The organism is Streptomyces sp. NPDC102283 (assembly GCF_044766265.1).
Classification (GTDB): Bacteria; Actinomycetota; Actinomycetes; order Streptomycetales; family Streptomycetaceae; genus Streptomyces.
Genome location: NZ_JBIWLQ010000028.1, coordinates 63841 through 87275 on the forward strand (window position 1 = coordinate 63841; position 23435 = coordinate 87275).

Genomic DNA, 23435 nt, shown 5'->3' on the forward strand with positions numbered 1-23435 from the left:
CTCCGTCGGCCGGCGCCCGGTCAAGGGGCGCCGGCCGGCGACTGCGAGTCATATGCGAAGAGTGGTCATCTCTTTCGTACCACCACGAAGTCGGCGAGCTCGGTGAGCTGCTCCCTCACCCGGTGGGGCATGTCGACGGCGTGCAGCGCCTCGATGGCGACCGCGTGCTGGCGACGGGCTTCCTGGGCGGTCCATTCACGGCCGCCCGCCTCCTCGATGAGTGCCGCGCGGGCGGCGAACTCCTCTTCGGAGAAGCTGTCGAAGTCGTTGCTCTTCGCGTCGGCGGCGAGCAGTTCGCCCAGCCGCTCGGAGGCCTCGCCGCCCGCGGCGAGCGCCGCGACGACGGGCAGGGACTTCTTGCGCTGGCGCAGGTCGCTCCAGGTCTGCTTGCCGGTGGCCTCCGGGTCGCCCCAGATGCCGAGGAGGTCGTCGACGGCCTGGAAGGCGAGGCCGAGGTGGTAGCCGTACGCCTCCAGGGTGTCGGCGGTGCGGTCGTCCGCGCCGCCGAGCACCGCGCCGATGGAGACGGCGCAGGCCAGCAGCGCGCCGGTCTTGTTGCCCTCCATCTCCAGGCACTCCTCGACCGTGACCCGCTCGCGGTGCTCGTAGGAGATGTCCTGGGCCTGCCCGTCGATGAGCTTGCGGGTGGCGGTGGTCAGCCTGCGGGCCGCTCGGCCTGCCTCGACCGTGCCGAGCTCCAGCAGCAGGTCGTAGGCGAGCGCGAAGAGCGCGTCGCCGACCAGGATCGCCTGGGCCGGGCCGTGCACCTTCCAGACGGTGTCGCGGTGGCGGCGCTGCTCGTCGCCGTCCATCAGGTCGTCGTGCAGCAGCGAGAAGTTGTGCACGAGTTCGACGGCCACCGCGCCGGGGATGCCGGCCTCGGCGGGGGCGCCCGCCGCCTCGGCGGACAGCAGGGCGAGCGCGGGGCGCACGGCCTTGCCGCCGTCGCCGTCCGAGGGCCGCCCCTCGGCGTCGATCCAGCCGAAGTGATAGGCGGCGACGGTGTCCATGGGCGGCGCGAGCCGGCCCACGGCAGCCCGCAGGACCGGCGCTGACAGGGCTCGTCCGCGCTCCAGAAGCGCGGTGACGTCCGCGGTGTCCGCCACGGTGTCGAAAGCCGGATTCGCCGGGGTCACAGACTCTCCTCTTGTTCCGGTGGTACTGCTCATGCCGCCTCCTGCAGCGGATGTCCTGGGGTGCGGCCGAGATCGTGGAGCGCCGCGTCGGCGGCGTCGGCGCCGCTGCGCACGGCGCCCTCCATCGTCGCGGGCCAGCCGGTGTCGGTCCAGGCCCCCGCCAGCTGGAGACCGGGCAGCCTGGTGCGGGGGCCGGGGCGCAGCCGCCCGACGCCCGGGGCGGGCGCGAAGGTGGCGGTGCGCTCCCGGGTGACGAAGAAGTCGCGGATGCCCGCGCCGCGGGCGGCGGGGAGCAGGCGTTCCAGCTCGGGCAGGTAGCGGGCGCGCAGTTCGGCGACGGGGAGGTCGATCTCGTCCTGGACGGCCGACTGCGAGACGGCCAGATACTGGCCGGGGCCCTTGAGCCCCGAGGAGTGGGTGCGGTCGAAGACCCACTGGACCGGGGAGCCGATGGCGGCGAAGAACGGCCTGCGCAGGACCTTGCGGTCGTAGACGACGTGCACGTTGAGGATGGGCGCGCAGGCGATGTCGAGCAGCAGGTCCGGTTCGTCCAGTGCGCCCTCGGGCAGCAGGTCGTGGGTCTCGGTCTGCGGCACGGCCAGCACGACGGTGTCGGCGGTGATCCGCTCCCCCGCCGTCTCGACGTTCCAGCGGCCGTCCTCGGTGCGGGTGAGGGAGCCGGCCCTGGCGCGCAGTTCGGTGCGGACGCCCGCGGTGTCCAGGGCCTTGCGGGCGAGGGTGTCGTGCAGCTCGCCGAGCGGCACGGTGGCCCAGCCGATGTCGGCGGCGCCGGGCTCGGAGAGCAGGCCGGTCTTGAAGACCTTCGCCGCGAGCGCCATGGAGGCGTTCGGGGCGGTGGCGTTGAGCGTGGCGACGCCGACGAGGTCCCAGAGGGCCTCGATGGCGCGCTCCGACTGCCCGTGCCGCCGCAGCCAGGTCGCGAAGTCGACGCGGTCGAGCTCGGGGTCGGCGGGGTCCAGGCGGCCGAGCGCGAGGGCGGCGCGGCCCACGCTCGCCTTCTCGGCGAGCGAGAGGTGGGGATAGGCGGCCAGTCCGCCGGCGAGGTGCAGCGGTACGGGCAGGCCGGTGCGCCTCAGCCGTCCCAGGCGCGGCCCCGCGGCCCGGCCGACGTCCAGCACGGGCACGTCCAGGCGGTCCTGGACCGGGGCCAGGTGGGCGGCGCCGATCCGGTCGAGGAACCAGCGGTAGCCGGTGCAGCAGCGCAGGTAGACGTGCTGGCCGTTGTCGACGGTGAGGTCGCCGCGCTGGAAGGAGAAGGCGAGTCCGCCGAGGCGTGGCCGCCCTTCCAGGAGGGTCACGTCGAGTCCGGCGTCGGCGAGGCGGAGCGCCGCCGTGACGCCGGCGAGGCCACCGCCGACGACGACGGCGACGGGACGCGGACTCTCGTCGTTCATGCGTGCCCCTCTCGCCGGGTCGGTGCGCATCGTCGGGTCCTCACCCTGGAGATCGTCGCAGTCGGTGACGCGTCGGGCCACTGGAGGGTTGCCCGGGAGTCGGAGCGGCGAGGGCGCATCAGGCACGCCCCCTGGCGGTGAGCTTCGAGATGTGGCGGGCGTCCAGTCCGGACAGGCCGCGCACCGCGACGTAGGCCTTCTCGTGACCGGGCAGCGAGACCCGTCCGCGCAGCACGGCCTCGGGATCGCGCTCGATCCGGTCGAGCAGGCGTCGGTAGATCCCGGCCATCGCCGCGACGCAGGCGCCGCTGCGGCGGTCGAGCATCGGCAGCAGCCGGTAGCCCTCGGCGAACAGGGCGCGGGCCCGGCGGACCTCGAAGTGGATGAGGCCCGCGAAGTCGGAGCCGGGCGGCGGGGTGGTCCGGTGGAAGCCGGCCGAGCAGCCGAATTTGGCCAGGTCGTCGGCGGGCAGGTAGGTGCGCCCGTTGCCGGCGTCCTCGCGGACGTCGCGCAGGATGTTGGTGAGCTGGAGGGCGAGGCCGAGGGTGTCGGCGTACTCCGCGGCGCGCTCGGCCCCGCGGGCGCCCGGCGCGGTGCCGAAGACGCCGAGGCTGAGACGTCCGATGGCTCCGGCGACGCACCGGCAGTAGGACTTCAGGTCGTCCCAGGTCTCGTAGGTGGCGCCCCGGACGTCCATCAGGACGCCGTCGATCAGCTCGTCGAGCCCGCCGAGCGGGAGCGGGAACCGCTGGGCGGCGTCGGCGAGCGCGACGGCCACCGGGTCGGTGTCGTCCTCGTCGACCGCGTCCTTGCGGATCCGCTCCAGCAGTTCGCGGGTGCCCTCCAGCCGGGTCCGCTTGGTCTCCGGGTCCAGCTCCCCGTCGCCGATGTCGTCGACACGACGGGAGAAGGCGTACAGCGCCGACATGGCCTGCCGCTTCTCGTACGGCAGCAGTCTGATGCCGTAGGCGAAGTTACGGGCCTGCTGTCCGGTGACGGCCTCGCAGTAACTGTATGCGGCCTGCACCGGCGGCGACATGTACGTCGTCTGTCCCTCCACGGTCCGGCTCACCTCTCTCCACGCGCTCTTCGCAAGACGATTCCCACTTCGCGCAGCAGGCTGGGCTTGGTGGGCTTGGGCGGTCCGGGCAGTACGTCGAACCCGGCGGCCGAGATCGCCGTGAGCGCGCTGCGCCCGCCCCCGACGAATCCGGCGAGGAGCAGCTTGAGCCTGCCGTTAACGCTGCCCACCAGCGGGGGGCCCTCGTCCAGCAGTTCGCTCGCACGCTGCGCCTCGTACGCGATCAGGGCGCGTACCGAGGCTCCGGCGGAGGGCGCGGCCAGGTCGGATTCGGTGACCCGGAAGCGTTCCATGTCCTCGGCGGGCAGATAGATCCGGTCGCGTTCCAGATCCTCGGCCACGTCCTGAAGGTGCTCGACGACCTGGAGCGCGGTGCAGACCGCGTCGGAGCGGCGGACGCGTTCCGGACTCGCGGTGCCGGTGAGGGCGAGGACCAGGCGGCCGACCGGGTTCGCCGAGAGCTCGCAGTAGGCGGCGAGGTCGGCGTAGGTGCCGTAGCGGCGGATCTTCTGGTCCTGGCGGTTGGCCTCGATCAGGCCGAGGAAGGGCTCGGGGGTGAGTGCCCGGCGCCGCACGGTGGGGCGCAGACCGCGCAGCAGCGGGTGGTACGGCTCCTCACCGGTGACGGCGAAGACCCGGTGGAGGTCGGTCTCGAAGGCGTCGAGCATGGCGAGGCGGTCGTCGCTCTGCTCCGGCTCCAGCCCGAGGTGCCGGGCGTCGGCACCACCGGGGGCGAGGTCGCCGTCGCCGATGTCGTCGACGAGCCGGGCGAAGCCGTAGACCGCCATCAGGTCGTCGCGCCAGGCGCGGGGCAGGAAGAAGGGCGCCACGGGGAAGTTCTCGTCCGCGGCCTTGCCGAGGGTGGCGTCACCGATGCGCGTGTCGGGGGTCGAGGTCACTGCGGACCGCCCGGCGCGGGGACGGCGAAACCACGCCGGAGCTGGAGATCTTCCGTCATTGCCGTCACATCTCCCGTTCTACACTGCTGATCCAAAACAACCCTTTTCGGACACGCCGCTCAGCCTTCCGAGTGCACTGCGGCAGAGCGGCCGGTGCCGGGGCGTATCGCCCTACTTGCCATGAATCAGCACCGCTACAGCTTACGTTGTACAGCTCACAGGGGATCGGCGGGGTGGAGCGCCCGCCACCGCTTCCCGGCCGTTCCCGTCAACCTTCCCCGCGTGTGGCGGAATTGACGTCATCCGCCGGGAGGAGATCGCCCCTGGGCCCTCCTGCGGACCGTCCGCACGGTGCCGGGCACCGCGCGGCCCCCGCCGGACCGGTCCGGCGGGGGCCGCGGAGAACACCCGGGCTACTTGCCCGTTTCGCGCTCGTACGCCTTGAGGACTTCCTCGGTGGGGCCGTCCATCAGGAGTTCGCCCTTCTCCAGCCACAGCGCGCGGTCGCAGGTGTCCCTGATCGACTTGTTGTTGTGGCTGACCAGGAAGACGGTGCCCGCCTCCTTGCGCAGCTCGCGGATCCGCTCCTCGGAGCGGACGCGGAACTTGCGGTCACCGGTGGCCAGCGCCTCGTCGATCATGAGGACGTCGTGGTTCTTCGCGGCGGCGATGGAGAAGCGCAGCCGGGCAGCCATGCCGGAGGAGTACGTCCGCATCGGCAGGGTGATGAAGTCGCCCTTCTCGTTGATGCCGGAGAACTCCACGATGTCCTGATAGCGCTGTCGGATCTCGTCCTGGCTCATGCCCATCGCCAGTCCGCCGAGCACGACGTTGCGCTCACCGGTCAGATCGCTCATCAGCGCGGCGTTCACGCCGAGCAGCGAGGGCTGACCGTCCGTGTACACCTGACCGGATTCGGTCGGCAGCAAGCCGGCGATGGCACGCAGCAGCGTCGACTTGCCGGAGCCGTTGGTGCCGATGAGGCCGATGGCCTCGCCGCGGTAGGCGGTGAAGGAGACACCGCGCACGGCGTGCACCTTGCGGACACCGCGCGGCTCGCCCTTGCCCCGCCGCATCATGCGGCTCAGCGCGGCGGTGGCGCTGCCCCGGCCGCCGCCCGTGCCGTTGACCCGGTACACGATGTGCACGTCGTCCGCGATCACCGTGGGGATGCGCCCCTGTGCGTTGTCCTCAGCCACGGCCGTACCGTTCCTCTGCCTTCCAGAAGTACACGAATCCCACGACCCCCAGCAGCACGGCCCAGCCCAGGCCGACGGCCCAGACGTGGTCCGGCAGGTTCTCGGAGCCGTATCCGTCGATCAGGGCGAAGCGGACCAGGTCCATGTAGATCGCCGCCGGGTTGTACTGCAGCACGTCCGCGATCCAGGCCGGCTTGTCCTTGAGCATCACCGGGATGGAGAACATGACGCCCGACGCGTACATCCAGGTCCGCATGACGAACGGCATCAGCTGCGCGAGGTCGGGGGTCTTGGAGCCGAGCCGTGCCATGACGAGGGCCAGGCCCGTGTTGAAGAAGAACTGGAGAATCAGGGCGGGGATCACCAGCAGCCACGACAGCGAGGGATAGCTGCCGAAGATGATGGCGACCGCGACCAGCACGATCATCGAGAACAGCAGCTGCTGGAGCTGCTGGAGCGAGAAGGAGATGGGCAGTGAGGCCCGCGGGAAGTGGAGGGCCCGCACCAGTCCGAGGTTGCCGGAGATCGCGCGGACGCCCGCCATCACCGAGCTCTGGGTGAAGGTGAAGACGAAGACGCCGGTGACCAGGAACGGCACGAAGACGTCGTGGGGAATCCCCTCCCTGGTCCCCAGGATCAGCCCGAAGATCAGGTAATAGACACAGGCGTTCAGCAAAGGTGTGACCACTTGCCACAGCTGGCCCAGCTTGGCCTGGCTGTACTGCGCGGTCAGCTTCGCCCGGGAGAAGGCCAGGATGAAGTGGCGTCGTCCCCAGAGCTGTCGCATGTATGCGATCAGCCCCGGCCTGGCGCCGCTCACGGTCAGGCCGTACTTGGCGGCCAGCTGGGCCGCGTCGAGGCCCTCGTCGGCGGACGGCGGGGTCCCGAGGGCTACCCCACCGTCGTGGGTCGTGTCACTCACAAGTTGAAACTCTCGTCTTCACGCGCAGCCAGTCGCGGGCGCGGCTCAGGCGGACAGGTTCCGGAAAGAAAATACGCCTCATGCTCTCAGAGGAAAGCCTCTCAGATGACCGGAGGTCGGCCCAGCCTCGTCAGCCGCCACACCGTACGCCACTTCATCGGGCGACGAGGCCCGCAGGGGGTGGACCAGCCTTCCCCGAATCCGCCGAACCATGCCTTCAGCGCGGGCGCCGAAGGACGTCTGACCAGGGTCAGCAGCACCCAGACCCCCAGGTAGAGGGGGACCAGCGGGGCGGGCAGGTTGCGGCGGGCCAGCCAGACCCGGTTACGGGCGACCATGCGGTGGTAGACCGCGTGCCGGGACGGGGCGGTGGTGGGGTGGTTCAGCACCATGTCCGCGCGGTAGTCGATCATCCACCCCGCGTCCAGCGCCCGCCAGGCCAGGTCCGTCTCCTCGTGGGCGTAGAAGAAGTCCTCCGGCAGTGGACCGACCTCGGCGATGACCCGGGTGCGCACGGCGTTGGCGCCGCCCAGGAACGTCGTCACGCGCGAGGAGCGCATCGGGTCGGCGGCCCGCAGCCGGGGCACGTGCCGCCGCTGCGTGGCGCCGGTGTCCGGGTCGGCGATCCGGAAGGTGACGATCCCGAGCTTCGGGTCCGCCGCGAACGCCTGCCGGCACAGCTCGGCGGTGTCCCGGTTGGGGAGCAGCCCGTCGTCGTCCAGGAAGAGCAGCGCGTCCACGTCCGCCCCGCAGGGGCCGAACGCCTCGATGCCGACATTGCGGCCGCCGGGGATGCCCAGGTTCTCGGGCAGTTCCACCGTGCGCACCCCGGCGGGCACGTCGGGGACCGGGGCTCCGTTGCCGACCACCACGACCTCGATCCGGTCACCGTGCTGGGCGGTGACCGAATCGAGGAGGGCGCGGAGCTCCTCCGGGCGGTTGCCCATGGTGATGATCACCGCGCCCAGTTTCATGGGAAAGGTCACTTCAGCCTGCTGGACGCCAGGACGGACACCAGGTGCAGCAGAGTCTGCAACAGGGCGATGCCGGCCATCACCGCGACGGTCAGGCGGGTGTAGAAGAGGTCGCCATCGATCGCGTCGACCACGGCCACCACGAGGATCACCAGCGAGGCCTCGATGCCGAGGATCAGCCGGTGGAACTTGAGCGCCCCGGCCGCCCTGCGGGCCAGGGCCATACCGGAGGAGCGCGGCTCGGAGGCCGCCTCCTTCACCGGGGGCATCCCGCCCTGGTGGCGGGCCACGCCGACCAGGTCCGTCTCGGCCTTGATGAGGATCGCGCCGAGCGCGGCGAGGGTTCCGAGGAACGCCCAGAGCCAGTCGATCCGGCCCTCGCCCCAGATGTCGGCGGCGCGCAGGCCGAGGCCGACGAGCACCGCCGCGTCGCACAGATAGGCGGCGACCCGGTCCAGGTAGACCCCGCTGAGCGAGTACTGCTTCTTCCAGCGGGCCAGCTCGCCGTCCACGCAGTCGAACAGCAGGTAGAGCTGGACCATCACCACGCCGAGCACGGCGCCCCAGATGCCCGGCACCAGCAGCGCCGGGGCGGCCAGTGCCCCCGCCAGCGTCATCACGTACGTGACCTGGTTCGGCGTGACGCGGGTGTTGACCAGGTAGCGGTCCACGCGCAGCGAGACCTCACGCATGTACATGCGCCCGGCCCAGTGCTCGCCGCTGCGCCGGTCCTTCACCCCCGGGGGGTGGACGACCGGACGGAGTTCAGCTACTGATGGTCGTCGCATAGTCGGCGTACGCGTCCCTGATCTGGTCGGTGGACAGGTTGAGGTGCTCCAGGATCGTGAAGCGTCCCGGACGCGTCTGCGGCGCGTAGTCGACGGCGTGTACGAACTCGTCGACGCTGAACCCGATCTCCTCGGGCAGGACCGGCAGACCATGGCGGCGCAGTATCGATGCCATCAGGAGGGACTCCTGACGGGCGCCGCGCAGATGCATGGCGAAGCAGGCGCCGAGGCCGACCTGCTCGCCGTGGCTGGCCGCGCGCTGGGGGTAGAGCAGGTCGAAGGCGTGGTTGATCTCGTGGCAGGCGCCGGAGGCCGGGCGGGAGTCGCCCGCGACCGACATCGAGATGCCGGTCAGCACGAGCCCCTCGGCCAGCACCTTCAGGAAGGCGTCGTCGCCGACCCCGCCGGGGTGGCGCAGCACGGCCTCGCCCGCCTGGCGGGCCATCGCGGCCGCCAGACCGTCGATCTCCTCGCCGTTGACCTCGTGGGCCAGCTCCCAGTCGGCGACGCAGGAGATGTTCGAGATCGCGTCGCCGATACCGGAACGGACGTAACGGGCGGGCGCCTCACGGATCACGTCGAGGTCGATGACGACGGCGATCGGGGTGGGGACCCCGTAGGAGCCGCGCCCGTTGTCGTTGTCCAGCGTGGCGACCGGCGAGCACAGGCCGTCGTGCGAGAGGTTCGTCGCGACGGCGACCATGGGCAGCCCGACCCGCGCCGCGGCGTACTTCGCCACGTCGATGATCTTGCCGCCGCCAAGGCCGACGACGGCGTCGTACCGGTTGCCCTTGATGCCGTCGGCGAGCTTCACCGCCGAGTCGATCGTGCCGTCGGACACCGGATACCAGTCGGCACCCGGCAGGACCGGGGCGAGCCTCTCCCGCAGGGCGCGCCCGGAGCCGTCGCTGATCGCGATGGCGAGCTTGCCCGAGGAGGAGATCCGCTGATCGGCCAGGAGACCCGCCAGATCGTCCATGGCGCCGCGCCGGATGTCGACGACGACCGGGGACGGAATGAGCCGGGTCAGTACTGGCACGCGATCTCACGGCCCTTCTCGAGGTCGTCGTGGTTGTCGATCTCGACCCAGGTCACGGTGCCGATGGGGGCGACGTCGACGGCGAAGCCGCGGTTGACGAGCTCCTGGTAGCCGTCCTCGTAGTAGAGGTCGGGGTCGCGCTCGAAGGTGGTCTTCAGCGCGTCCGCCAGCTCCTCGGCGGCCTCGGCCTCGATGAGGGTGACGCCGATGTACTCGCCGGTCGCGGTGGCCGGGTCCATCAGCTTCGTGATGCGCTGGACGCCCTTGCCCTCCGCCGTGATGACCTTCATCTCCTCGTCGGCGAGGACCTTCTCGGTGTCCAGGGCGAGGATGATCTTCTGGCCCTTGCCGCGGGCGTCCAGGAGGGTCTTCTCGACGGAGACCGGGTGCACGGTGTCGCCGTTGGCGAGGATCACGCCGCGCTTGATGACGTCACGGGCGCACCACAGGGAGTAGGCGTTGTTCCACTCCTCGGCCTTGTCGTTGTCGATGAGCGTGAGGGTGACGCCGTAGGTCGCCTCCAGCTCGGCCTTGCGGGCGTAGACGGCCTCCTTGCGGTAGCCGACGACGATCGCGACCTCGGTGAGGCCGACCTCGGCGAAGTTGGCGAGCGTGAGGTCGAGGACCGTCTTGTCGCCGTCGACAGGGACGAGCGCCTTGGGCAGCGTGTCCGTGTAGGGGCGCAGACGTCGTCCTGCACCGGCTGCCAGTACGAGGCCGATCATGCGAGTTCTCCTTCGTCGTGTACGGCGGGGGCCGAGGAGGACACCCAGAAGCGGATGGACTCCACGAGCACCACCAGAGCCACGGCGACCGCGAGCGCGGTCAGGGCCGTGGTGAAATCCGAGGTGTGGGTGAGCACGGCGGCGAGGACGGCCACCAGCGTGGTCCGGCCCTCGTGTCCACCGATCGTCCGCACCAGCCACTGGGGCGGCGCGCCGGTGCCTCCGCGAATGCGGTACACCGTGTCGTAGTGATGGTAGGCGACGGCGGAAATCAGCCCGAAGGCCGCCGGAACGGCGTGCGGGGCGTCGCTGCGGGCCGCCAGCACCAGGATCGTGACGTACTCCGCGGCCCGGAAGAACGGCGGCACCAGCCAGTCCAGCGCACCCTTCAGCGGGCGGGCGACGGCGAGGCCGGAGAGGAGCACGTACACCACGGCCGCGGCGACGGTGAGCGGGCTGCCGTACGGGAGGAAGAGGGCACCGCCGACCATGACCAGGGTGCCGACGAGCGCCACCGCCGGGGCCGTGAACGCGCCCCGGAGGCCGGGGGCGACGGCCGCGACGGCCTGCGCCAGGGTGCCGGAGTCGGCGAGGTCCGCGAGGGCCCGCGCGGCGCGGTCGGTGCGGCTGGCCCTGCGGGTCAGCGAACGCAGCAGGCGGCCGGCCGTGGTGTAGCAGGCGGCCAGGGAGCAGCCGACGAGCAGGGCGTAGAAGACGATGCGCGGGGTGGTGAGCGCGGTGAGCACGGCGATCATGGCCCAGCGCTCGCCGATCGGCAGCACGATCATCCGCCGCACCCAGACCGTCCAGCCGACGTTGTCGAGCTTGTCGGAGAGAGCGGCGGTGGGGCTGGTGTTGGCGACCGCGTCGTGGTTGGCCTCGTTGAACGAGAAGTCCACGACATGGCGGCAGGCCTGGAGGACCATCGCGCCGAGTGCCAGGACCCACACGTCGTCGCCGCCGCGTACGGCGCCGATGGCGAGCCCGGCGTAGTACGCGTACTCCTTGGCCCGGTCGAAGGTGGCGTCCAGCCAGGCGCCCATCGTGGAGTACCGCAGCGAGTAGCGGGCGAGCTGCCCGTCGGTGCAGTCCAGCACGAAGGAGACCAGGAGCAGGATCCCCGCGGCGACGTAGCCGCCCCGTGTTCCGGTGGCCGCCGCTCCCGCCGCGATGAGCGCGGTGATCAGGGATGCGGTGGTGACCTGGTTCGGGGTGAGGTCGCGGCGGGCGCACCAGCGGGCGATGTAGCGGGAGTAGGGGCTGATGCAGTACGTGGTGAAGAAGCCGTCGTGGGCCTTGACCGCGTTGCGCAGCCGTACCGCCTCGTCGTCGACCGAGGCGAGGCCCGCCTCGGCGGCGGCCTGCTGCTCCGGGTCCGTGGGGACGGCCGCGACGAGCGAGCCGAGGGCGGGGCGCTGCACGGGGGTGCCCTCGGCCTCCAGCGCGACGGCGATCCGGCCGGGGACGGTGCGGTCCTCGGGCGCGGGGTCGGCCTCCGGCTCGACGACCGGGGCGCCCGCGCCGACCGCGGCCGCGGTGCGGTGCAGGGCGCGCAGCAGGGCGCCGCGCGCCTCGGGCTGGGCGGTGAGCGCGCCGGGGACGGTGGCGGCGGGGAAGCGCGGGTCGGTCAGCCCGAGCCGCAGCGCGTGGACGTGGCCCACGAAGCGCGGGTCGACGAGGGCGACCCGGCGGCCGGCCGGGACGGCCGCGAGGAGGGCCGCGGCGTCAGCGGCGTCGGTGGCGCTCTGCACCTCGAAGCCCAGGGACCGCAGATCGTCCGCGAGCGGCGACCCGGGTGCCGGCGTACCGGTGAGGATGGCGGTCGACAGACGAACTCACTCCTTGGCACTGACGTGGACGACACACTGCGGCACCGCCACGAGGCGGGCCGGCGGCGTGTCGGCTGAGGCTATCGGATGAACGGAAGGCCGAGTTCACCGCCCGTTTGTGCGCTGTACGGGTGGACCTGCAAGCCCGGGCGGCGTCGGCGATCATCATCATCGATCGGAGGCCCGGCCCACAAACCGCGCCCGGGCCAGGTGAGCGGGACGCTTAGGCTGGCGCTCATGACATGGCTGATCACAGGCGGGGCGGGATACATCGGGGCACACGTGGCGCGGGCCATGGTCGCGGCGGGCGAGCGGGTCGTGGTGCTCGACGACCGCTCCAGCGGCATCGCGGACCGGCTGCCGGACGCCGTCACGCTGGTGGAGGGCTCGACCTCCGACCGGGCCCTGCTGGACCGGGTGCTGGCCGACCACGCCGTGAGCGGTGTGGTGCATCTCGCGGCGAAGAAGCAGGTCGGCGAGTCCGTGGAGAAGCCGCTGCTGTACTACCGGGAGAACGTGGCCGCACTCGGCGGCCTGCTGGAGGCCGTGGTCGCGGCGGGGGTTTCGCGCTTCCTCTTCTCCTCCTCGGCGGCCGTCTACGGCGTACCGGACGTGGACCTCATCACGGAGGAGACGCCCTGTCTCCCGATCAACCCGTACGGCGAGACCAAGCTCACCGGCGAGTGGCTGGTGCGGGCCGCCGGGAAGGCCCACGGGCTCTCGACCGCCTGTCTGCGGTACTTCAACGTGGCGGGCGCCGCCGCACCGGAGCTCGCGGACACCGGCGTCTACAACATCGTGCCGATGATGTTCGAGCGGCTGACGCGCGGCGAGGCCCCGCGGATCTTCGGTGACGACTATCCGACGCCGGACGGCACCTGCGTCCGCGACTACATCCATGTCGCCGATCTGGCGGAGGCGCATCTCGCCGTCGCGCGGCGGCTGGACGGGGCGGGCGCCGGCGACCTGACGCTGAACGTCGGCCGGGGCGAGGGCGTCTCGGTCCGGGAGCTGGCCGAGGTGATCGGCGAGGTGACGGGCCACGGCCTGAAGCCGGTGGTCGAGCCGCGCCGGGCCGGTGACGCGCCGACGGCCGTGGCGTCGGCCGCACGGATCTCCGAGGAGTTGGGCTGGACGGCACGACGGGACGTGCGCGAGATGGTGGAGTCGGCCTGGGAGGGCTGGTGCCTGCGCCACCCCGAGGCGCGTTCGTGATCGTCGGCGGGTGGCGGCGGCGATCGCGTCACTGCTCTGACCTGCGGAACGTTTCCGCAGGTCAGAGCAGATGACAACGGTGTTCAGTGCCGTGTTGCCCCATACCCCCCGCCCGTAGTTCACTGGCCGTGTCGGGGCGGTTTCGCCCCGGTACCGTCACATGGACCTGGAGGCGTTTCGCATGGGGGCTGGCCACGATCACGGGCATACGCACGGCGGTCCGCCACCGACGGGCACGGCGGCCGCCGCGTACCGGGGCAGGCTCCGGGTGGCCCTGGCGATCACGCTGAGCGTGATGGTCATGGAGATCGTCGGCGGGGTGCTCTCCGACTCGCTGGCCCTGATCGCGGACGCCGCCCACATGGCGACCGACGCCCTGGGGCTCGGGATGGCGCTGCTCGCCATCCACTTCGCCAACCGTCCGGCCGGGCCGAACCGCACCTTCGGTTTCGCCCGCGCGGAGATCCTGGCGGCGCTCGCGAACTGTCTGCTGCTGCTGGGGGTCGGCGGCTATCTGGTCTTCGAGGCGGTCGAGCGGTTCATCACGCCGGCCGAGACGAAGGGCGGCCTGGCCATCGCGTTCGCCGCGGTCGGCCTGGTGGCCAACATCGTCTCCCTCTCCCTGCTGACGCGCGGGCAGCAGGAAAGCCTGAATGTGCGGGGCGCCTATCTGGAGGTACTGGCCGACACCCTGGGCTCGCTCGCCGTGATCATCTCGGCCGGCGTCATCATGGCGACCGGCTGGCAGCCCGCCGACCCGATCGCCTCCCTGGTGATCGGCCTGATGATCGTCCCGCGGACCGTGAAACTGCTGCGGGAGACCCTGAACGTACTCCTGGAGGCGGCGCCCAAGGGTGTGGACATGGCGGAGGTACGCGCGCACATCACGGAGCTGCCCGGGGTCCTGGACGTCCACGACCTGCACGCCTGGACGATCACCTCGGGCATGCCGGTGCTCTCCGCCCACGTGGTGGTCCGCCAGGAGATGCTCGACTCGATAGGCCACGAGAAGGTGCTGCACGAGCTCCAGGGCTGCCTCGGGGACCACTTCGACGTGGAGCACTGCACCTTCCAGCTGGAGCCGAGCGGCCACGCGGAGCACGAGGCGCGGCTCTGCCATTGAGGCGCCCTCCGAGTGCGGGCCGAGCCGGTGCTAGGCTGATGCCGCTGAGACGTTCGAGTCTCACGGTGGAGCGGAGCCCGGTGGCACCGGGACCTTTCGAGAGGGGCTGAGGTTGATGACGGTCGCGACGACGCCTTCCCGGCGCGGCAATCGATCCTTCCCCATCTCCCGGGTTTCCGGCTAGGTCCACTTTCTTATCGGATCGGGTCGGAGCCCTCACACGCAAGGGTTCCCACGTTGACCGACCACACTGACAACGCCTCGCGCACCGAGGCCTTCCTCACGCCCGACGAGCCCAGCCACGGCGCCCATGTGCCGCACCCCGCCGATCTCCGGTGGGCCACCCGCCCGGAGACACCCGCGGACCGTGCGGCCGTGCACGCGGTCAACACGGCCGCGTTCCCGACCCGCGACGAGGCGGACCTCGTGGACGCCCTGCGGGCCGACGCCGAGGCCTGGCTGCCGGAGCTCGGCCACATCGCCGAGGCCCCGGACGGTTCCCCGGCGGCGTACGCGCTGCTGACCCGCTGCCGGGTGGGCGACGCCCCGGCGCTCGCCCTGGCCCCGGTGGCCACCTCTCCCGCGTACCAGCGGCAGGGTGCGGGGCAGGCCGTGGTGCGGGCGGTACTGGACGCCGCCCGGGTGCGCGGTGAGGCGCTGGTGCTGGTGCTCGGCCATCCCGAGTACTACCCGCGCTTCGGTTTCGTGCCTGCCTCGCGGTACGGGATCCGGCCAGGTTTCGAGGTCCCGGACGAGGCGATGATGGCCCTGGTGCTGGATGATTCCGCCCCTGTTCCGGCGGGCGTGATCCGTTACCCGGCGGCCTTCGGGGTCTGACGGCCCGTCCGGCCCGCCGCGCTCACCGGGCGTGGCGGGCCGGACATGCCCGGACCCGAAGTGCGGACAAGCGGCTTTTGTACGGCAGACTTGACCGGACTCCAGGGGCCCGGCGCACGAGGCCGGGGACCAAAGCGAAGGATGGGTATGCCGACCACACCAGCCACCGCGACGCACAGCTCGTCGAACGGCACCGCAGAAGCGATCATGCTCGAACTGGTCGACGAGAACGGCACCACCATCGGCACCGCGGAGAAGCTGGCGGCCCACCAGGCCCCCGGGCAGCTGCACCGCGCGTTCTCCGTGTTCCTCTTCGACGAGCAGGGGCGGCTGCTGCTCCAGCGCCGGGCGCTCGGCAAGTACCACTCCCCCGGCGTCTGGTCGAACACCTGCTGCGGGCACCCCTACCCCGGCGAGGCCCCGTTCGCGGCCGCGGCCCGGCGTACGTACGAGGAGCTGGGGCTCTCCCCCTCGCTGCTGGCCGAGGCCGGAACGGTCCGCTACAACCACCCGGATCCCGCATCGGGACTGGTGGAGCAGGAGTTCAACCACCTGTTCGTGGGGATGGCGCAGACGGCACCGAAGCCGGACCCCGAAGAGGTCGGGGAGACGGCCTTCGTGACGGCCGCGGAGCTGGCGGAGCGGCACACGCGGGCGCCGTTCTCGGCGTGGTTCATGACGGTGCTGGACGCGGCGCGGCCGGCGATCCGTGAGCTGACGGGCCCGACCGCGGGCTGGTGAACCCTCGATCGAATCCGTACGGGGCGGTCAGAGCTGCGTCTTCAACGGCAGCGCCGCCCAGATGATCTTCCCGCCGCTCGCGGTGTGCTCGACGTCGCAGGTGCCGCCCGCCTCCTCGGTGATCACCTTGACCAGCAGCAGGCCCCGGCCGCCGGTCTGCGCGTAGTCCGTCTCCAGGGCGGTGGGGCGGTAGGGGTGGTTGTCCTCGACCGAGACCCTGACCCAGTCGGCGGCGATGGCCACCTCGACGGCCAGCTCCGGCGAGAGGAGCGCCGCGTGCTTGACGGCGTTGGTGACCAGCTCCGAGACGATCAGCAGGAGTCCCTGGAGGATGTCGTCCCCGATCGGCACGCCCTGCCGGTCGAGGAGATCGCGTACGGCGTGCCGGGCGCTCGGCACGGACGCGTCCACGGCGGAAGCGGTGAAGCGCCACACCCCCTCGTACGACACGGGGTCGGCAGGGGCACTCCCGAGGCTCTCCATCGTCCGGCACCAGCTCTCACTCGCACTGCACTGACCGTCGAGTAAAGAGTGTTGGGAATGGCCTGGTCCGGACCGTGCCACTGACCGGAAGTAGCCAGGTATCGGCGCTTTTTGACCAAACACGCGTGTTTCCGGCAGTCCAACGACTACTTCCGCTCGTCTTCCGGTGACGTGATCGGCTGGTCCGAGGTCGGAGGAGATTCATCGAGCCGCTCCGAGACCATGCTGACGATGCACCGGCCGCCGACGCCGATGGCGATCAGACCGAGCCCGTCGAACAGCAGGGCCAGCGAGAAGAAGCAGCCGAGAACGTAGAGGCTGCTGTGCGGCCAGTCGAACAGCACCAGCAGGCCCAGGAGCAGGCCGAAGGCTCCTTGCAGCAGCGTCCAGCCCATCTGCGGACCGCGCACCACGACGCTGCCGACCAGCCGGAACACCCCGCCGGTCAGGAAGAGCAGGGCGGCGAACATGGTCAGTGCCTCGGCCGTGCCCTCGGGGTGCTTGATGACGACGACGCCCGCGGCGATGTTGAGGGCCGCGACCACCACGCCCAGCCAGAAGTAGTTCGTACCGCGTGACTCGATCGCGTGCAGCAGCCCGACCAGACCGCCGACGAGCAGCAGCCAGCCGAAGAGCAGCATCGAGGTGAGCGTGGCTACGCCGGTGTAGACGAGGCCGATGACGCCCGCGATCACCAGCAGCGTGCCGAGCAGCGCGAGCCAGCCGAAACTGCGGCTGAGCTTCCGGCCCTCGGCGGTGGGCTCGTTCATCGACGACTCCTTACGGTGCGTACCCGCCCCGCGACCCCTTCTTGATCATAGGTTCGAACCCTGCGGATAGCATCCGGCGCATGGACCGTACGGAACCCCGCCTGACCACGTCCGTCGAGCGCGGCGTCGCCACCGTCGTGATCACGAACCCCGCCAAGCGCAACGCGATGACCACCGCGATGTGGCGGAGCCTGCCGGAGCTGCTGGAGCGGCTCGCGGCCGACCCTGCGGTCCGGGTGCTGGTGCTGACCGGAGCCGGGGAAACCTTCTGCGCCGGGGTCGACATCTCCACGCTGCGTCAGGCCCCGGAGTCCGCGCAGGGCCTGACGGTGGCGGCCGAGGAAGCGCTCGCCGCGTTCCCCCTGCCGACCCTGGCCGCGGTGCGCGGCTACTGCGTGGGCGGCGGCAGTCAGCTCGCGGCCGCCTGCGACCTGCGGTTCGCGGAGGAGGGGGCCTCCTTCGGGGTCACTCCGGCCAAGCTCGGCATCGTCTATCCCGCCTCCTCGACCCGGCGCCTGGTCTCCCTGGTCGGCCCGGCCACGGCCAAGCACCTGCTGTTCTCCGGTGAGCTGATCGGCACGGAACGGGCGCTGCGCACCGGCCTGGCCGACGAGGTGCTGCCCGCGGGCGGCCTGGACCAGCGGGTCGAGGAGTACGCACGGGTCCTGGCGTCCCGGTCCCGGCTCACCCAGGCCGCGGCCAAGGAGTTCGCCGCGGGCCGGACGGACCGGGACGCCCACTGGGCCGGTAAGGCGCGGGGCAGCGGTGACACGGTGGAGGGCGTCGCCGCTTTCCTGGAGCGGCGCGCGCCCCGGTTCACCTGGGCCGGGGGTTCTACCGGTCCTACGGGTCCTACGGGTTCTACGGGTTCTACGGGGTGATGTGACGGCTCCTGGCCCGCCATTCCTCGACGAGGGCCGCGGGCGCCTTCTCCGGCGATCCGCAGTCGTAGGGCGGCTGCGGGTCGTACTCCGTGAGCAGCTGCACCGAGCGCGCCGCGTCGTCACCCGCGATCCGTCCGAGCAGGGTGAGCCCCATGTCGATGCCGGAGGAGACCCCGGCGGCGGTGACGTACTTGCCGTCCAGGACGACGCGCTCCCCGGTGGGCTCGACGCCGTATTGCCTCAGCGCCTCCAGCGCCAGCCAGTGCGAGGTGGCCCGCCGGTCCTTCAGGAGCCCGGCCGCGGCCAGCAGCAGCGAACCGGTGCAGACGGAGGTCGTCCAGGCGCTGGTGGCGTCGGCCGAGCGCAGCCAGCCGAGCAGGGCCTCGTTCTCCATCTGGTCGCCCTGGCCGGGGCCGCCGGGGACGATCAGCAGGTCCGGGGAGGGCACCTCGGCGAGCGTCTTCTCCGCGACGAGCACGAGGCTCCCGCTGTCGTTGCGGACGGGGCCGGTCCGTTCGGCGACGAAGACGGGCTCGGCGCCGGGCGCACGGCTGAGGATCTCGTAGGGGCCCACCGCGTCCAGGGCGGTGAAGCGGTCGAAGAGCAGGATGGCGATCTGCACGGGAGCTGCCTCTCGGTTCGGCCGGAAGGTCGGAAGGTCGGAAGGTCGGACAAACGGTCGGGCACACGGTCGGTGCGGTTCAGGCGCTGGACGCGGGGGTGCGGAAGCGGCGGCGGTATTCGGCAGGCGCCGTCGCGAGGGTCTTCACGAAGGCGCGGCGCATGGCTTCCGGGGTGCCGTAGCCACTGGCACGGGCGACCCGCTCCACGCCGTCGGCGGTGTCCTCCAGGAGCCGGCGGGCGTGCTCCAGGCGGACGCGCTCGACGTACCGCCCCGGGGTCGTTCCGGTCTCCGCCCGGAACGCGCGGGCGAAGTGCCGGGGCGAGAGGCGGGCGCGGGCCGCGAGGGCGTCGACCCCGAGGTCGCCGTCGGGGTGCTGGGTGATCCAGTGCTGGACCTCGCGCAGTGGTTCGCGCCGGGCGGTCTGGGCGGAGAGCTGGGCGCTGAACTGGGCCTGGTTCCCGGGGCGGCGCAGGAACACCACGAGGTGCCGGGCGATGTCCAGGGCGAGGTCCCGCCCGTGGTCCTCCTCGACAAGCGCGAGGGCGAGGTCGATGCCCGCGGTGACGCCCGCCGAGGTGGCCAGTCGTCCGTCCCGCACGAAGATCGGTTCGGGATCGACCCGGACGGCCGGGTAGTCACGGGCCAGCAGCTCGCAGTAGTTCCAGTGGGTGGTGACCCGGTGCCCGTCCAGCAGTCCCGCCCCGGCGAGCAGCAGCGCCCCGGTGCACACGGAGACGAGTCGCTCCGCCCGCGGCGCGTGCTCGCGCAGCCAGTCGGTCAGCTCCGGCTGCGAGTCCCGGGTGCCGTGCCCGCCGGGCACCAGCAGGGTGTGCGGTGCGGGCGCGTCGGCGAGGCTGCTGTCGGGCATCAGGGTCAGGCCGCTGGTGGAGCGGACGGGGCCGCCGTCGAGCGAGGCGGTCCGCAGGTCGTAGGAGACGCCCGGAGCCCGGGAGGCTCCGGCGAAGACCTCCATCGGGCCGGTGGCGTCGAGACTCTGGATGCCGTCGAAGAGGACGACGAGCACGGTTCGCTGCTTCACATCCGCCATCCTGGGCGGTGGGCGACGATGGCCGCAATGACGAGTACCCCACCCTTCCTGCCATCGAGGTCGGCCTCGGCCTGCCCCGGACCTGCCCTTGACCTGTACGGGATCCGTTCTGGTGGATCGTTCCGCTCCCGGGGTTCCGCTCCGTACCGACCAGTCGGTAACGTGCTTGTATGAGTACTCTCCCGGCCCGCGCGGAGCGCCGCTGCCACAACGCCGTCAACCCCCTGCACTCCTCCCTCTTCTTCTCCCCCGACCTGGGCGCGGAGATGGCGAAGATCGGCATCGAGGACCACAGCGCCGCCTACTTCGCGACCCGGGCCGCCGCACTCGGCGCGGTCGGCGCGGGAACCGTCACCGCCACCTTCTACAACTTCAACCCGGCGCTGGTGGCCCGGCATGTGCCCGCCGTCTGGGAGACAGCCTCCCCCGACGTGGTCCTCGCCGCCCGGCTGCGGGCGGCGGACACGACGCTGCGCCGGCTGCTCGGCGAGGAGGTCATAGCCTCCGACGCGATGGCGGAGGCGGCCCGGCTCGCGCTGCGCGCCACCGAGGCCTGCACCCCGCACGCCCGCCCGCTGTACGCCGCGCACGCGGATCTGCCGGTGCCCGAGGAGCCGCACCTGGCGTTCTGGCACGCCGCCACCCTGCTGCGCGAGCACCGGGGCGACGCGCACCTCGCCGCCCTCCTCACGGCCGGCCTGGACCCGCTGGAGTCGCTCGTCAGCCACACGGCCACCGGCAAGGGCATGGCGATCCGCTGGATCCTGTCCTCCCGGGGCTGGCGGCGCACCGACTGGGAGGCGGCGTCCGGCCGGCTGCGGGAGCGCGGGCTGCTGGCCGACGGCGAGGAGTTGGCGCTGACCGAGGCGGGCACGGCGCTGCGCGCGGAGGTCGAGGAGGCGACGGACCGCATGGACAGCGCCCCGTACGAACACCTGGGCGCGGAAGGTGTGGAGCGGCTCACCGAACTGGGGCGCGGCTTCCTCTTCACGGCCGCCGCCGCGGGGGCGTTCCCGGCCTCGGCGACCGGTCAGGGCTGACCCCGCACCGTCCGGAGCCCCCGCACCCGCTGCGGGGGCTCCGGGCGTGTTCGTCGAGGTCACGCGACACGGCCCCCGGCCACCCGGCACAATGCAGGCCAGGGGGGATGACCCCCGGCAAGCAAGAACGTGCTCATCGCGACACGAGCACGGCCAGCACAGCCAGTACGAGAAGGCGAGTCGGGAAAACCGTGACGACGTCCATCGAAGGCAGGATCGCCGAGGAGCTCGGCGTACGTGAGCGACAGGTCAGGGCGGCCGTCGAGCTGCTCGACGGCGGATCGACCGTGCCGTTCATCGCGCGCTACCGCAAGGAGGCGACCGAATCCCTCGACGATGCGCAGCTGCGCACGCTGGAGGAACGGCTGCGCTATCTGCGGGAGCTGGAGGAGCGGCGTACGTCGATCCTCGACTCCGTACGCGAACAGGGCAAGCTCGATGCCGCGCTGGAGGCGAGCATCCGGGCCGCCGAGACCAAGGCGCGCCTGGAGGACATCTACCTGCCGTTCAAGCCGAAGCGGCGGACGAAGGCGCAGATCGCCCGGGAGGCGGGGCTCGAACCGCTGGCGGACAGCCTGCTCGGCGACCCGTCGGTCGATCCGCTCGCGGCGGCCGCCGCGTTCGTGGACGGTGACAAGGGCGTCGCGGACGCGGCCGCAGCCCTGGACGGGGCCCGGTCGATCCTCACGGAGCGGTTCTCCGAGGACGCCGACCTGACCGGCGAGCTGCGCGAACGCATGTGGACGCGCGGCCGGCTGGCGGCGAAGGTCCGCGAGGGCCAGGAGGAGGCCGGCGCGAAGTTCGCCGACTACTTCGCCTTCGCCGAGCCGTTCACCGCGCTGCCCTCGCACCGGGTGCTCGCGATGCTGCGCGGCGAGAAGGAGAACGTGCTCGACCTGGTCCTGGAACCGGAGGAGCCGGAGGCCGCCGAGCGGCCGGGCCCTTCCCGTTACGAGAACATGATCGCCCGCCGCTTCGAGATCGCCGACCGGGGCCGCCCCGGCGACAAGTGGCTGGGCGACACGGTGCGTTGGGCGTGGCGGACCCGGATCCAGGTACATCTGGGCATCGACCTGCGGCTGAGGCTTCGCACCGCGGCGGAGGACGAGGCGGTGCGGGTCTTCGCCTCGAACCTGCGCGATCTGCTGCTCGCCGCCCCGGCCGGGACGCGGGCCACGCTGGGCCTGGACCCCGGCTTCCGTACGGGGGTGAAGGTCGCGGTCGTCGACGCCACCGGCAAGGTCGTGGCCACCGATGTGATCCACCCGCACGTGCCCGCGAACAAGTGGGACCAGTCGCTGGCGAAGCTCGCACACCTCGCGAAGGAGCACGCGGTCGACCTGATCGCGATCGGCAACGGCACGGCGTCCCGCGAGACGGACAAACTTGCCGGTGAACTTATCGACAAGCACCCGGAGTTGAAGCTCACGAAGGTGATGGTCTCGGAGGCGGGCGCCTCGGTGTACTCCGCCTCCGCCTTCGCCTCGCAGGAACTGCCCGACATGGACGTGTCGTTGCGCGGCGCGGTCTCCATCGCGCGGCGGCTCCAGGACCCGCTGGCCGAGCTGGTGAAGATCGACCCGAAGTCGATCGGCGTCGGGCAGTACCAGCACGACCTGTCCGAGGTGAAGCTGTCGCGTTCGCTGGACACGGTCGTCGAGGACTGTGTCAACGGGGTCGGCGTGGACGTCAACACCGCTTCCGCGCCGCTGCTTTCACGGGTATCGGGGATCAGCTCGGGGCTCGCCGAGAACATCGTCGCGCACCGGGACTCCAACGGCCCCTTCCGGTCCCGCAAGGCCCTCAAGGACGTGGCGCGGCTGGGACCGAAGGCGTACGAGCAGTGCGCGGGCTTCCTGCGGATCCGGGGCGGCGACGACCCGCTCGACGGCTCCAGCGTGCACCCCGAGGCCTACCCGGTGGTGCGACGGATGGGGAAGACGGCGGGCGGCGAGGTCGCCTCGCTGATCGGCAACGCGGAGGCCCTGCGCGCCCTGCGGGCCGCGGACTTCGTGGACGACATGTTCGGGCTGCCGACCGTGACGGACATCCTGAAGGAGCTGGAGAAGCCGGGGCGCGACCCGCGTCCGGCGTTCCGGACGGCGACCTTCAAGGAGGGCGTCGAGAAGCTCGGCGACCTGGAGCCCGGCATGGTGCTGGAGGGCGTCGTCACCAACGGACCCGCGCGACGTCGTGAAGCCCGGGGACATCGTGAAGGTCAAGGTCATGGACGTCGACGGGCCGCGCAAGCGGATCTCGCTGACGCTGCGTCTCGACGACGAGCCGGGTGCGGGCGGCGGTTCCGGCGGCGGGCAGCAGGGCCGGGGCGAGCGGGGCGGCCGTCCCCCGAAGCAGCGCCAGGGACAGAGTCAGGGACAGCCGTCCGGTGGCGGCCAGGGCCGGCAGGGCGGCGGCGGCCGGGACCGGCGCGGTGGCGGCGGTGCGTCGCGGCAGGGCCAGGGCGCCCCGGCTCCGGCGAACAGCGCGATGGCGGACGCGTTGCGGCGGGCCGGGCTGACCGACCCGAAGCAGGGCGGCGGCCGGGGGCGCTGAGACGGACGGAGGTGGGGGGGGGGGGGGGGGGGGGGGGGGGGCCCCCCCCCCCCCCCCCCCCCCCCCCCCAACCCACCCCCCCCGCCGCGCCCCCCCCCCGCCCGGCGGC

General features: G+C 71.9%; 20 protein-coding genes and 2 pseudogenes. 7 read left to right on the forward strand and 15 right to left on the reverse strand.

Translation table 11 applies throughout. The annotated features are described in order from the left end of the window. Nucleotides 1-65: 65 nt before the first annotated feature. From ACIRJT_RS36150 to ACIRJT_RS36200, 11 genes are all read right to left on the reverse strand, one after another. Entirely contained in the window at nucleotides 66-1169 is a 1104-nt protein-coding gene (locus tag ACIRJT_RS36150) for a polyprenyl synthetase family protein (protein ID WP_219613151.1), read from the reverse strand. Next, nucleotides 1166-2551 (reverse strand): hydroxysqualene dehydroxylase HpnE, encoded by a 1386-nt coding sequence (gene hpnE, locus ACIRJT_RS36155; RefSeq protein ID WP_403918092.1) that lies wholly within the window; start codon nucleotides 2549-2551, stop codon nucleotides 1166-1168. Before hpnE ends, ACIRJT_RS36150 begins: the two co-directional genes overlap by 4 nt. A 118-nt stretch (nucleotides 2552-2669) precedes the next feature. Then, nucleotides 2670-3590: a presqualene diphosphate synthase HpnD gene (gene hpnD / locus ACIRJT_RS36160; RefSeq protein ID WP_403918138.1), complete on the reverse strand. Its 921-nt coding sequence runs from the start codon at nucleotides 3588-3590 to the stop codon at nucleotides 2670-2672. 29 nt (nucleotides 3591-3619) lie between these two features. Further along, on the reverse strand, nucleotides 3620-4531 hold the full coding sequence (gene hpnC, locus ACIRJT_RS36165) for a squalene synthase HpnC (RefSeq protein WP_403918095.1): 912 nt from the start codon (nucleotides 4529-4531) through the stop codon (nucleotides 3620-3622). A gap of 413 nt (nucleotides 4532-4944) precedes the next feature. Continuing rightward, entirely contained in the window at nucleotides 4945-5730 is a 786-nt protein-coding gene (locus ACIRJT_RS36170) for an ABC transporter ATP-binding protein (protein ID WP_003964853.1), read from the reverse strand. Then, complete coding sequence (locus ACIRJT_RS36175) at nucleotides 5723-6652, reverse strand: ABC transporter permease (RefSeq protein ID WP_073805269.1); 930 nt, start codon at nucleotides 6650-6652, stop codon at nucleotides 5723-5725. The genes ACIRJT_RS36170 and ACIRJT_RS36175 overlap by 8 nt, the downstream gene beginning before the upstream one ends. 101 nt (nucleotides 6653-6753) lie before the next feature. Beyond that, nucleotides 6754-7626: a glycosyltransferase family 2 protein gene (locus ACIRJT_RS36180; protein ID WP_403918141.1), complete on the reverse strand. Its 873-nt coding sequence runs from the start codon at nucleotides 7624-7626 to the stop codon at nucleotides 6754-6756. A gap of 8 nt (nucleotides 7627-7634) precedes the next feature. Further along, a complete protein-coding gene (locus ACIRJT_RS36185) occupies nucleotides 7635-8414 on the reverse strand; it encodes a CDP-alcohol phosphatidyltransferase family protein (protein WP_403918098.1) in 780 nt (259 codons plus the stop codon). Continuing rightward, the gene (locus ACIRJT_RS36190; protein ID WP_403918101.1) at nucleotides 8392-9453 is read right to left on the reverse strand and encodes an iron-containing alcohol dehydrogenase family protein; all 1062 of its coding nucleotides are present in this window, start codon (nucleotides 9451-9453) and stop codon (nucleotides 8392-8394) included. Before ACIRJT_RS36190 ends, ACIRJT_RS36185 begins: the two co-directional genes overlap by 23 nt. Continuing rightward, nucleotides 9441-10178 carry a sugar phosphate nucleotidyltransferase gene (locus tag ACIRJT_RS36195; RefSeq protein WP_403918104.1) on the reverse strand — a complete coding sequence of 246 codons (738 nt, stop codon included), beginning with the start codon at nucleotides 10176-10178 and terminating at the stop codon, nucleotides 9441-9443. The genes ACIRJT_RS36190 and ACIRJT_RS36195 overlap by 13 nt, the downstream gene beginning before the upstream one ends. After that, complete coding sequence (locus ACIRJT_RS36200; protein ID WP_403918107.1) at nucleotides 10175-11929, reverse strand: DUF5941 domain-containing protein; 1755 nt, start codon at nucleotides 11927-11929, stop codon at nucleotides 10175-10177. The genes ACIRJT_RS36195 and ACIRJT_RS36200 overlap by 4 nt, the downstream gene beginning before the upstream one ends. 315 nt (nucleotides 11930-12244) lie before the next feature. Between ACIRJT_RS36200 and galE the strand changes: the two genes are divergently transcribed. The 4 genes and pseudogenes from galE (at nucleotide 12245) to idi (ending at nucleotide 15923) form a co-directional block, all read left to right on the forward strand. Then, a complete protein-coding gene (gene galE, locus ACIRJT_RS36205) occupies nucleotides 12245-13222 on the forward strand; it encodes a UDP-glucose 4-epimerase GalE (RefSeq protein ID WP_403918109.1) in 978 nt (325 codons plus the stop codon). Nucleotides 13223-13403: 181 nt separating this feature from the next. Beyond that, complete coding sequence (locus tag ACIRJT_RS36210; RefSeq protein ID WP_032792251.1) at nucleotides 13404-14345, forward strand: cation diffusion facilitator family transporter; 942 nt, start codon at nucleotides 13404-13406, stop codon at nucleotides 14343-14345. 312 nt (nucleotides 14346-14657) lie between these two features. Then, nucleotides 14658-15182 (forward strand): annotated as a pseudogene (locus ACIRJT_RS36215) (GNAT family N-acetyltransferase); the annotation flags it as partial. 147 nt (nucleotides 15183-15329) lie between these two features. Further along, nucleotides 15330-15923 carry an isopentenyl-diphosphate Delta-isomerase gene (idi, locus tag ACIRJT_RS36220; protein WP_403918112.1) on the forward strand — a complete coding sequence of 198 codons (594 nt, stop codon included), beginning with the start codon at nucleotides 15330-15332 and terminating at the stop codon, nucleotides 15921-15923. A gap of 27 nt (nucleotides 15924-15950) precedes the next feature. Here the strand turns inward: idi and ACIRJT_RS36225 are convergent, their stop codons facing one another. Together ACIRJT_RS36225 and ACIRJT_RS36230 are read right to left on the reverse strand one after the other, a co-directional pair. Further along, nucleotides 15951-16406 carry an ATP-binding protein gene (locus tag ACIRJT_RS36225; protein ID WP_403918114.1) on the reverse strand — a complete coding sequence of 152 codons (456 nt, stop codon included), beginning with the start codon at nucleotides 16404-16406 and terminating at the stop codon, nucleotides 15951-15953. A 146-nt stretch (nucleotides 16407-16552) separates the two neighbouring features. Next, a complete protein-coding gene (locus ACIRJT_RS36230; protein ID WP_403918117.1) occupies nucleotides 16553-17176 on the reverse strand; it encodes an HdeD family acid-resistance protein in 624 nt (207 codons plus the stop codon). Nucleotides 17177-17256: 80 nt separating this feature from the next. On the opposite strand from ACIRJT_RS36230, the gene ACIRJT_RS36235 reads away from it, so the two are divergent. Next, complete coding sequence (locus ACIRJT_RS36235) at nucleotides 17257-18057, forward strand: enoyl-CoA hydratase/isomerase family protein (RefSeq protein WP_403918120.1); 801 nt, start codon at nucleotides 17257-17259, stop codon at nucleotides 18055-18057. Here the strand turns inward: ACIRJT_RS36235 and ACIRJT_RS36240 are convergent. Continuing rightward, a complete protein-coding gene (locus ACIRJT_RS36240; protein WP_403918123.1) occupies nucleotides 18047-18682 on the reverse strand; it encodes a DJ-1/PfpI family protein in 636 nt (211 codons plus the stop codon). The two genes, ACIRJT_RS36235 and ACIRJT_RS36240, sit on opposite strands and share 11 nt — an antisense overlap. A gap of 79 nt (nucleotides 18683-18761) precedes the next feature. Then, nucleotides 18762-19733 (reverse strand): GlxA family transcriptional regulator, encoded by a 972-nt coding sequence (locus ACIRJT_RS36245; RefSeq protein ID WP_403918126.1) that lies wholly within the window; start codon nucleotides 19731-19733, stop codon nucleotides 18762-18764. 170 nt (nucleotides 19734-19903) lie between these two features. On the opposite strand from ACIRJT_RS36245, the gene ACIRJT_RS36250 reads away from it, so the two are divergent. Next, complete coding sequence (locus ACIRJT_RS36250) at nucleotides 19904-20773, forward strand: hypothetical protein (protein WP_403918129.1); 870 nt, start codon at nucleotides 19904-19906, stop codon at nucleotides 20771-20773. A gap of 191 nt (nucleotides 20774-20964) precedes the next feature. Beyond that, nucleotides 20965-23326, forward strand: a pseudogene (locus ACIRJT_RS36255) (Tex family protein). Nucleotides 23327-23435: the final 109 nt, after the last annotated feature.

Bases quoted from the DNA above. Each gene is read 5' to 3' on its own strand.
- idi (WP_403918112.1), top strand. From the start codon at position 15,330: ATGCCGACCACACCAGCCACCGCGACGCACAGCTCGTCGAACGGCACC.
- ACIRJT_RS36180 (WP_403918141.1), bottom strand. From the start codon at position 7,626: ATGAAACTGGGCGCGGTGATCATCACCATGGGCAACCGCCCGGAGGAG.
- ACIRJT_RS36195 (WP_403918104.1), bottom strand. From the start codon at position 10,178: ATGATCGGCCTCGTACTGGCAGCCGGTGCAGGACGACGTCTGCGCCCC.
- ACIRJT_RS36245 (WP_403918126.1), bottom strand. From the start codon at position 19,733: ATGGCGGATGTGAAGCAGCGAACCGTGCTCGTCGTCCTCTTCGACGGC.
- ACIRJT_RS36150 (WP_219613151.1), bottom strand. From the start codon at position 1,169: ATGAGCAGTACCACCGGAACAAGAGGAGAGTCTGTGACCCCGGCGAAT.
- ACIRJT_RS36225 (WP_403918114.1), bottom strand. From the start codon at position 16,406: ATGGAGAGCCTCGGGAGTGCCCCTGCCGACCCCGTGTCGTACGAGGGG.
- hpnD (WP_403918138.1), bottom strand. From the start codon at position 3,590: ATGTCGCCGCCGGTGCAGGCCGCATACAGTTACTGCGAGGCCGTCACC.
- ACIRJT_RS36250 (WP_403918129.1), top strand. From the start codon at position 19,904: ATGAGTACTCTCCCGGCCCGCGCGGAGCGCCGCTGCCACAACGCCGTC.
- ACIRJT_RS36235 (WP_403918120.1), top strand. From the start codon at position 17,257: ATGGACCGTACGGAACCCCGCCTGACCACGTCCGTCGAGCGCGGCGTC.
- ACIRJT_RS36185 (WP_403918098.1), bottom strand. From the start codon at position 8,414: ATGCGACGACCATCAGTAGCTGAACTCCGTCCGGTCGTCCACCCCCCG.
- ACIRJT_RS36210 (WP_032792251.1), top strand. From the start codon at position 13,404: ATGGGGGCTGGCCACGATCACGGGCATACGCACGGCGGTCCGCCACCG.
- galE (WP_403918109.1), top strand. From the start codon at position 12,245: ATGACATGGCTGATCACAGGCGGGGCGGGATACATCGGGGCACACGTG.
- hpnE (WP_403918092.1), bottom strand. From the start codon at position 2,551: ATGAACGACGAGAGTCCGCGTCCCGTCGCCGTCGTCGTCGGCGGTGGC.
- ACIRJT_RS36230 (WP_403918117.1), bottom strand. From the start codon at position 17,176: ATGAACGAGCCCACCGCCGAGGGCCGGAAGCTCAGCCGCAGTTTCGGC.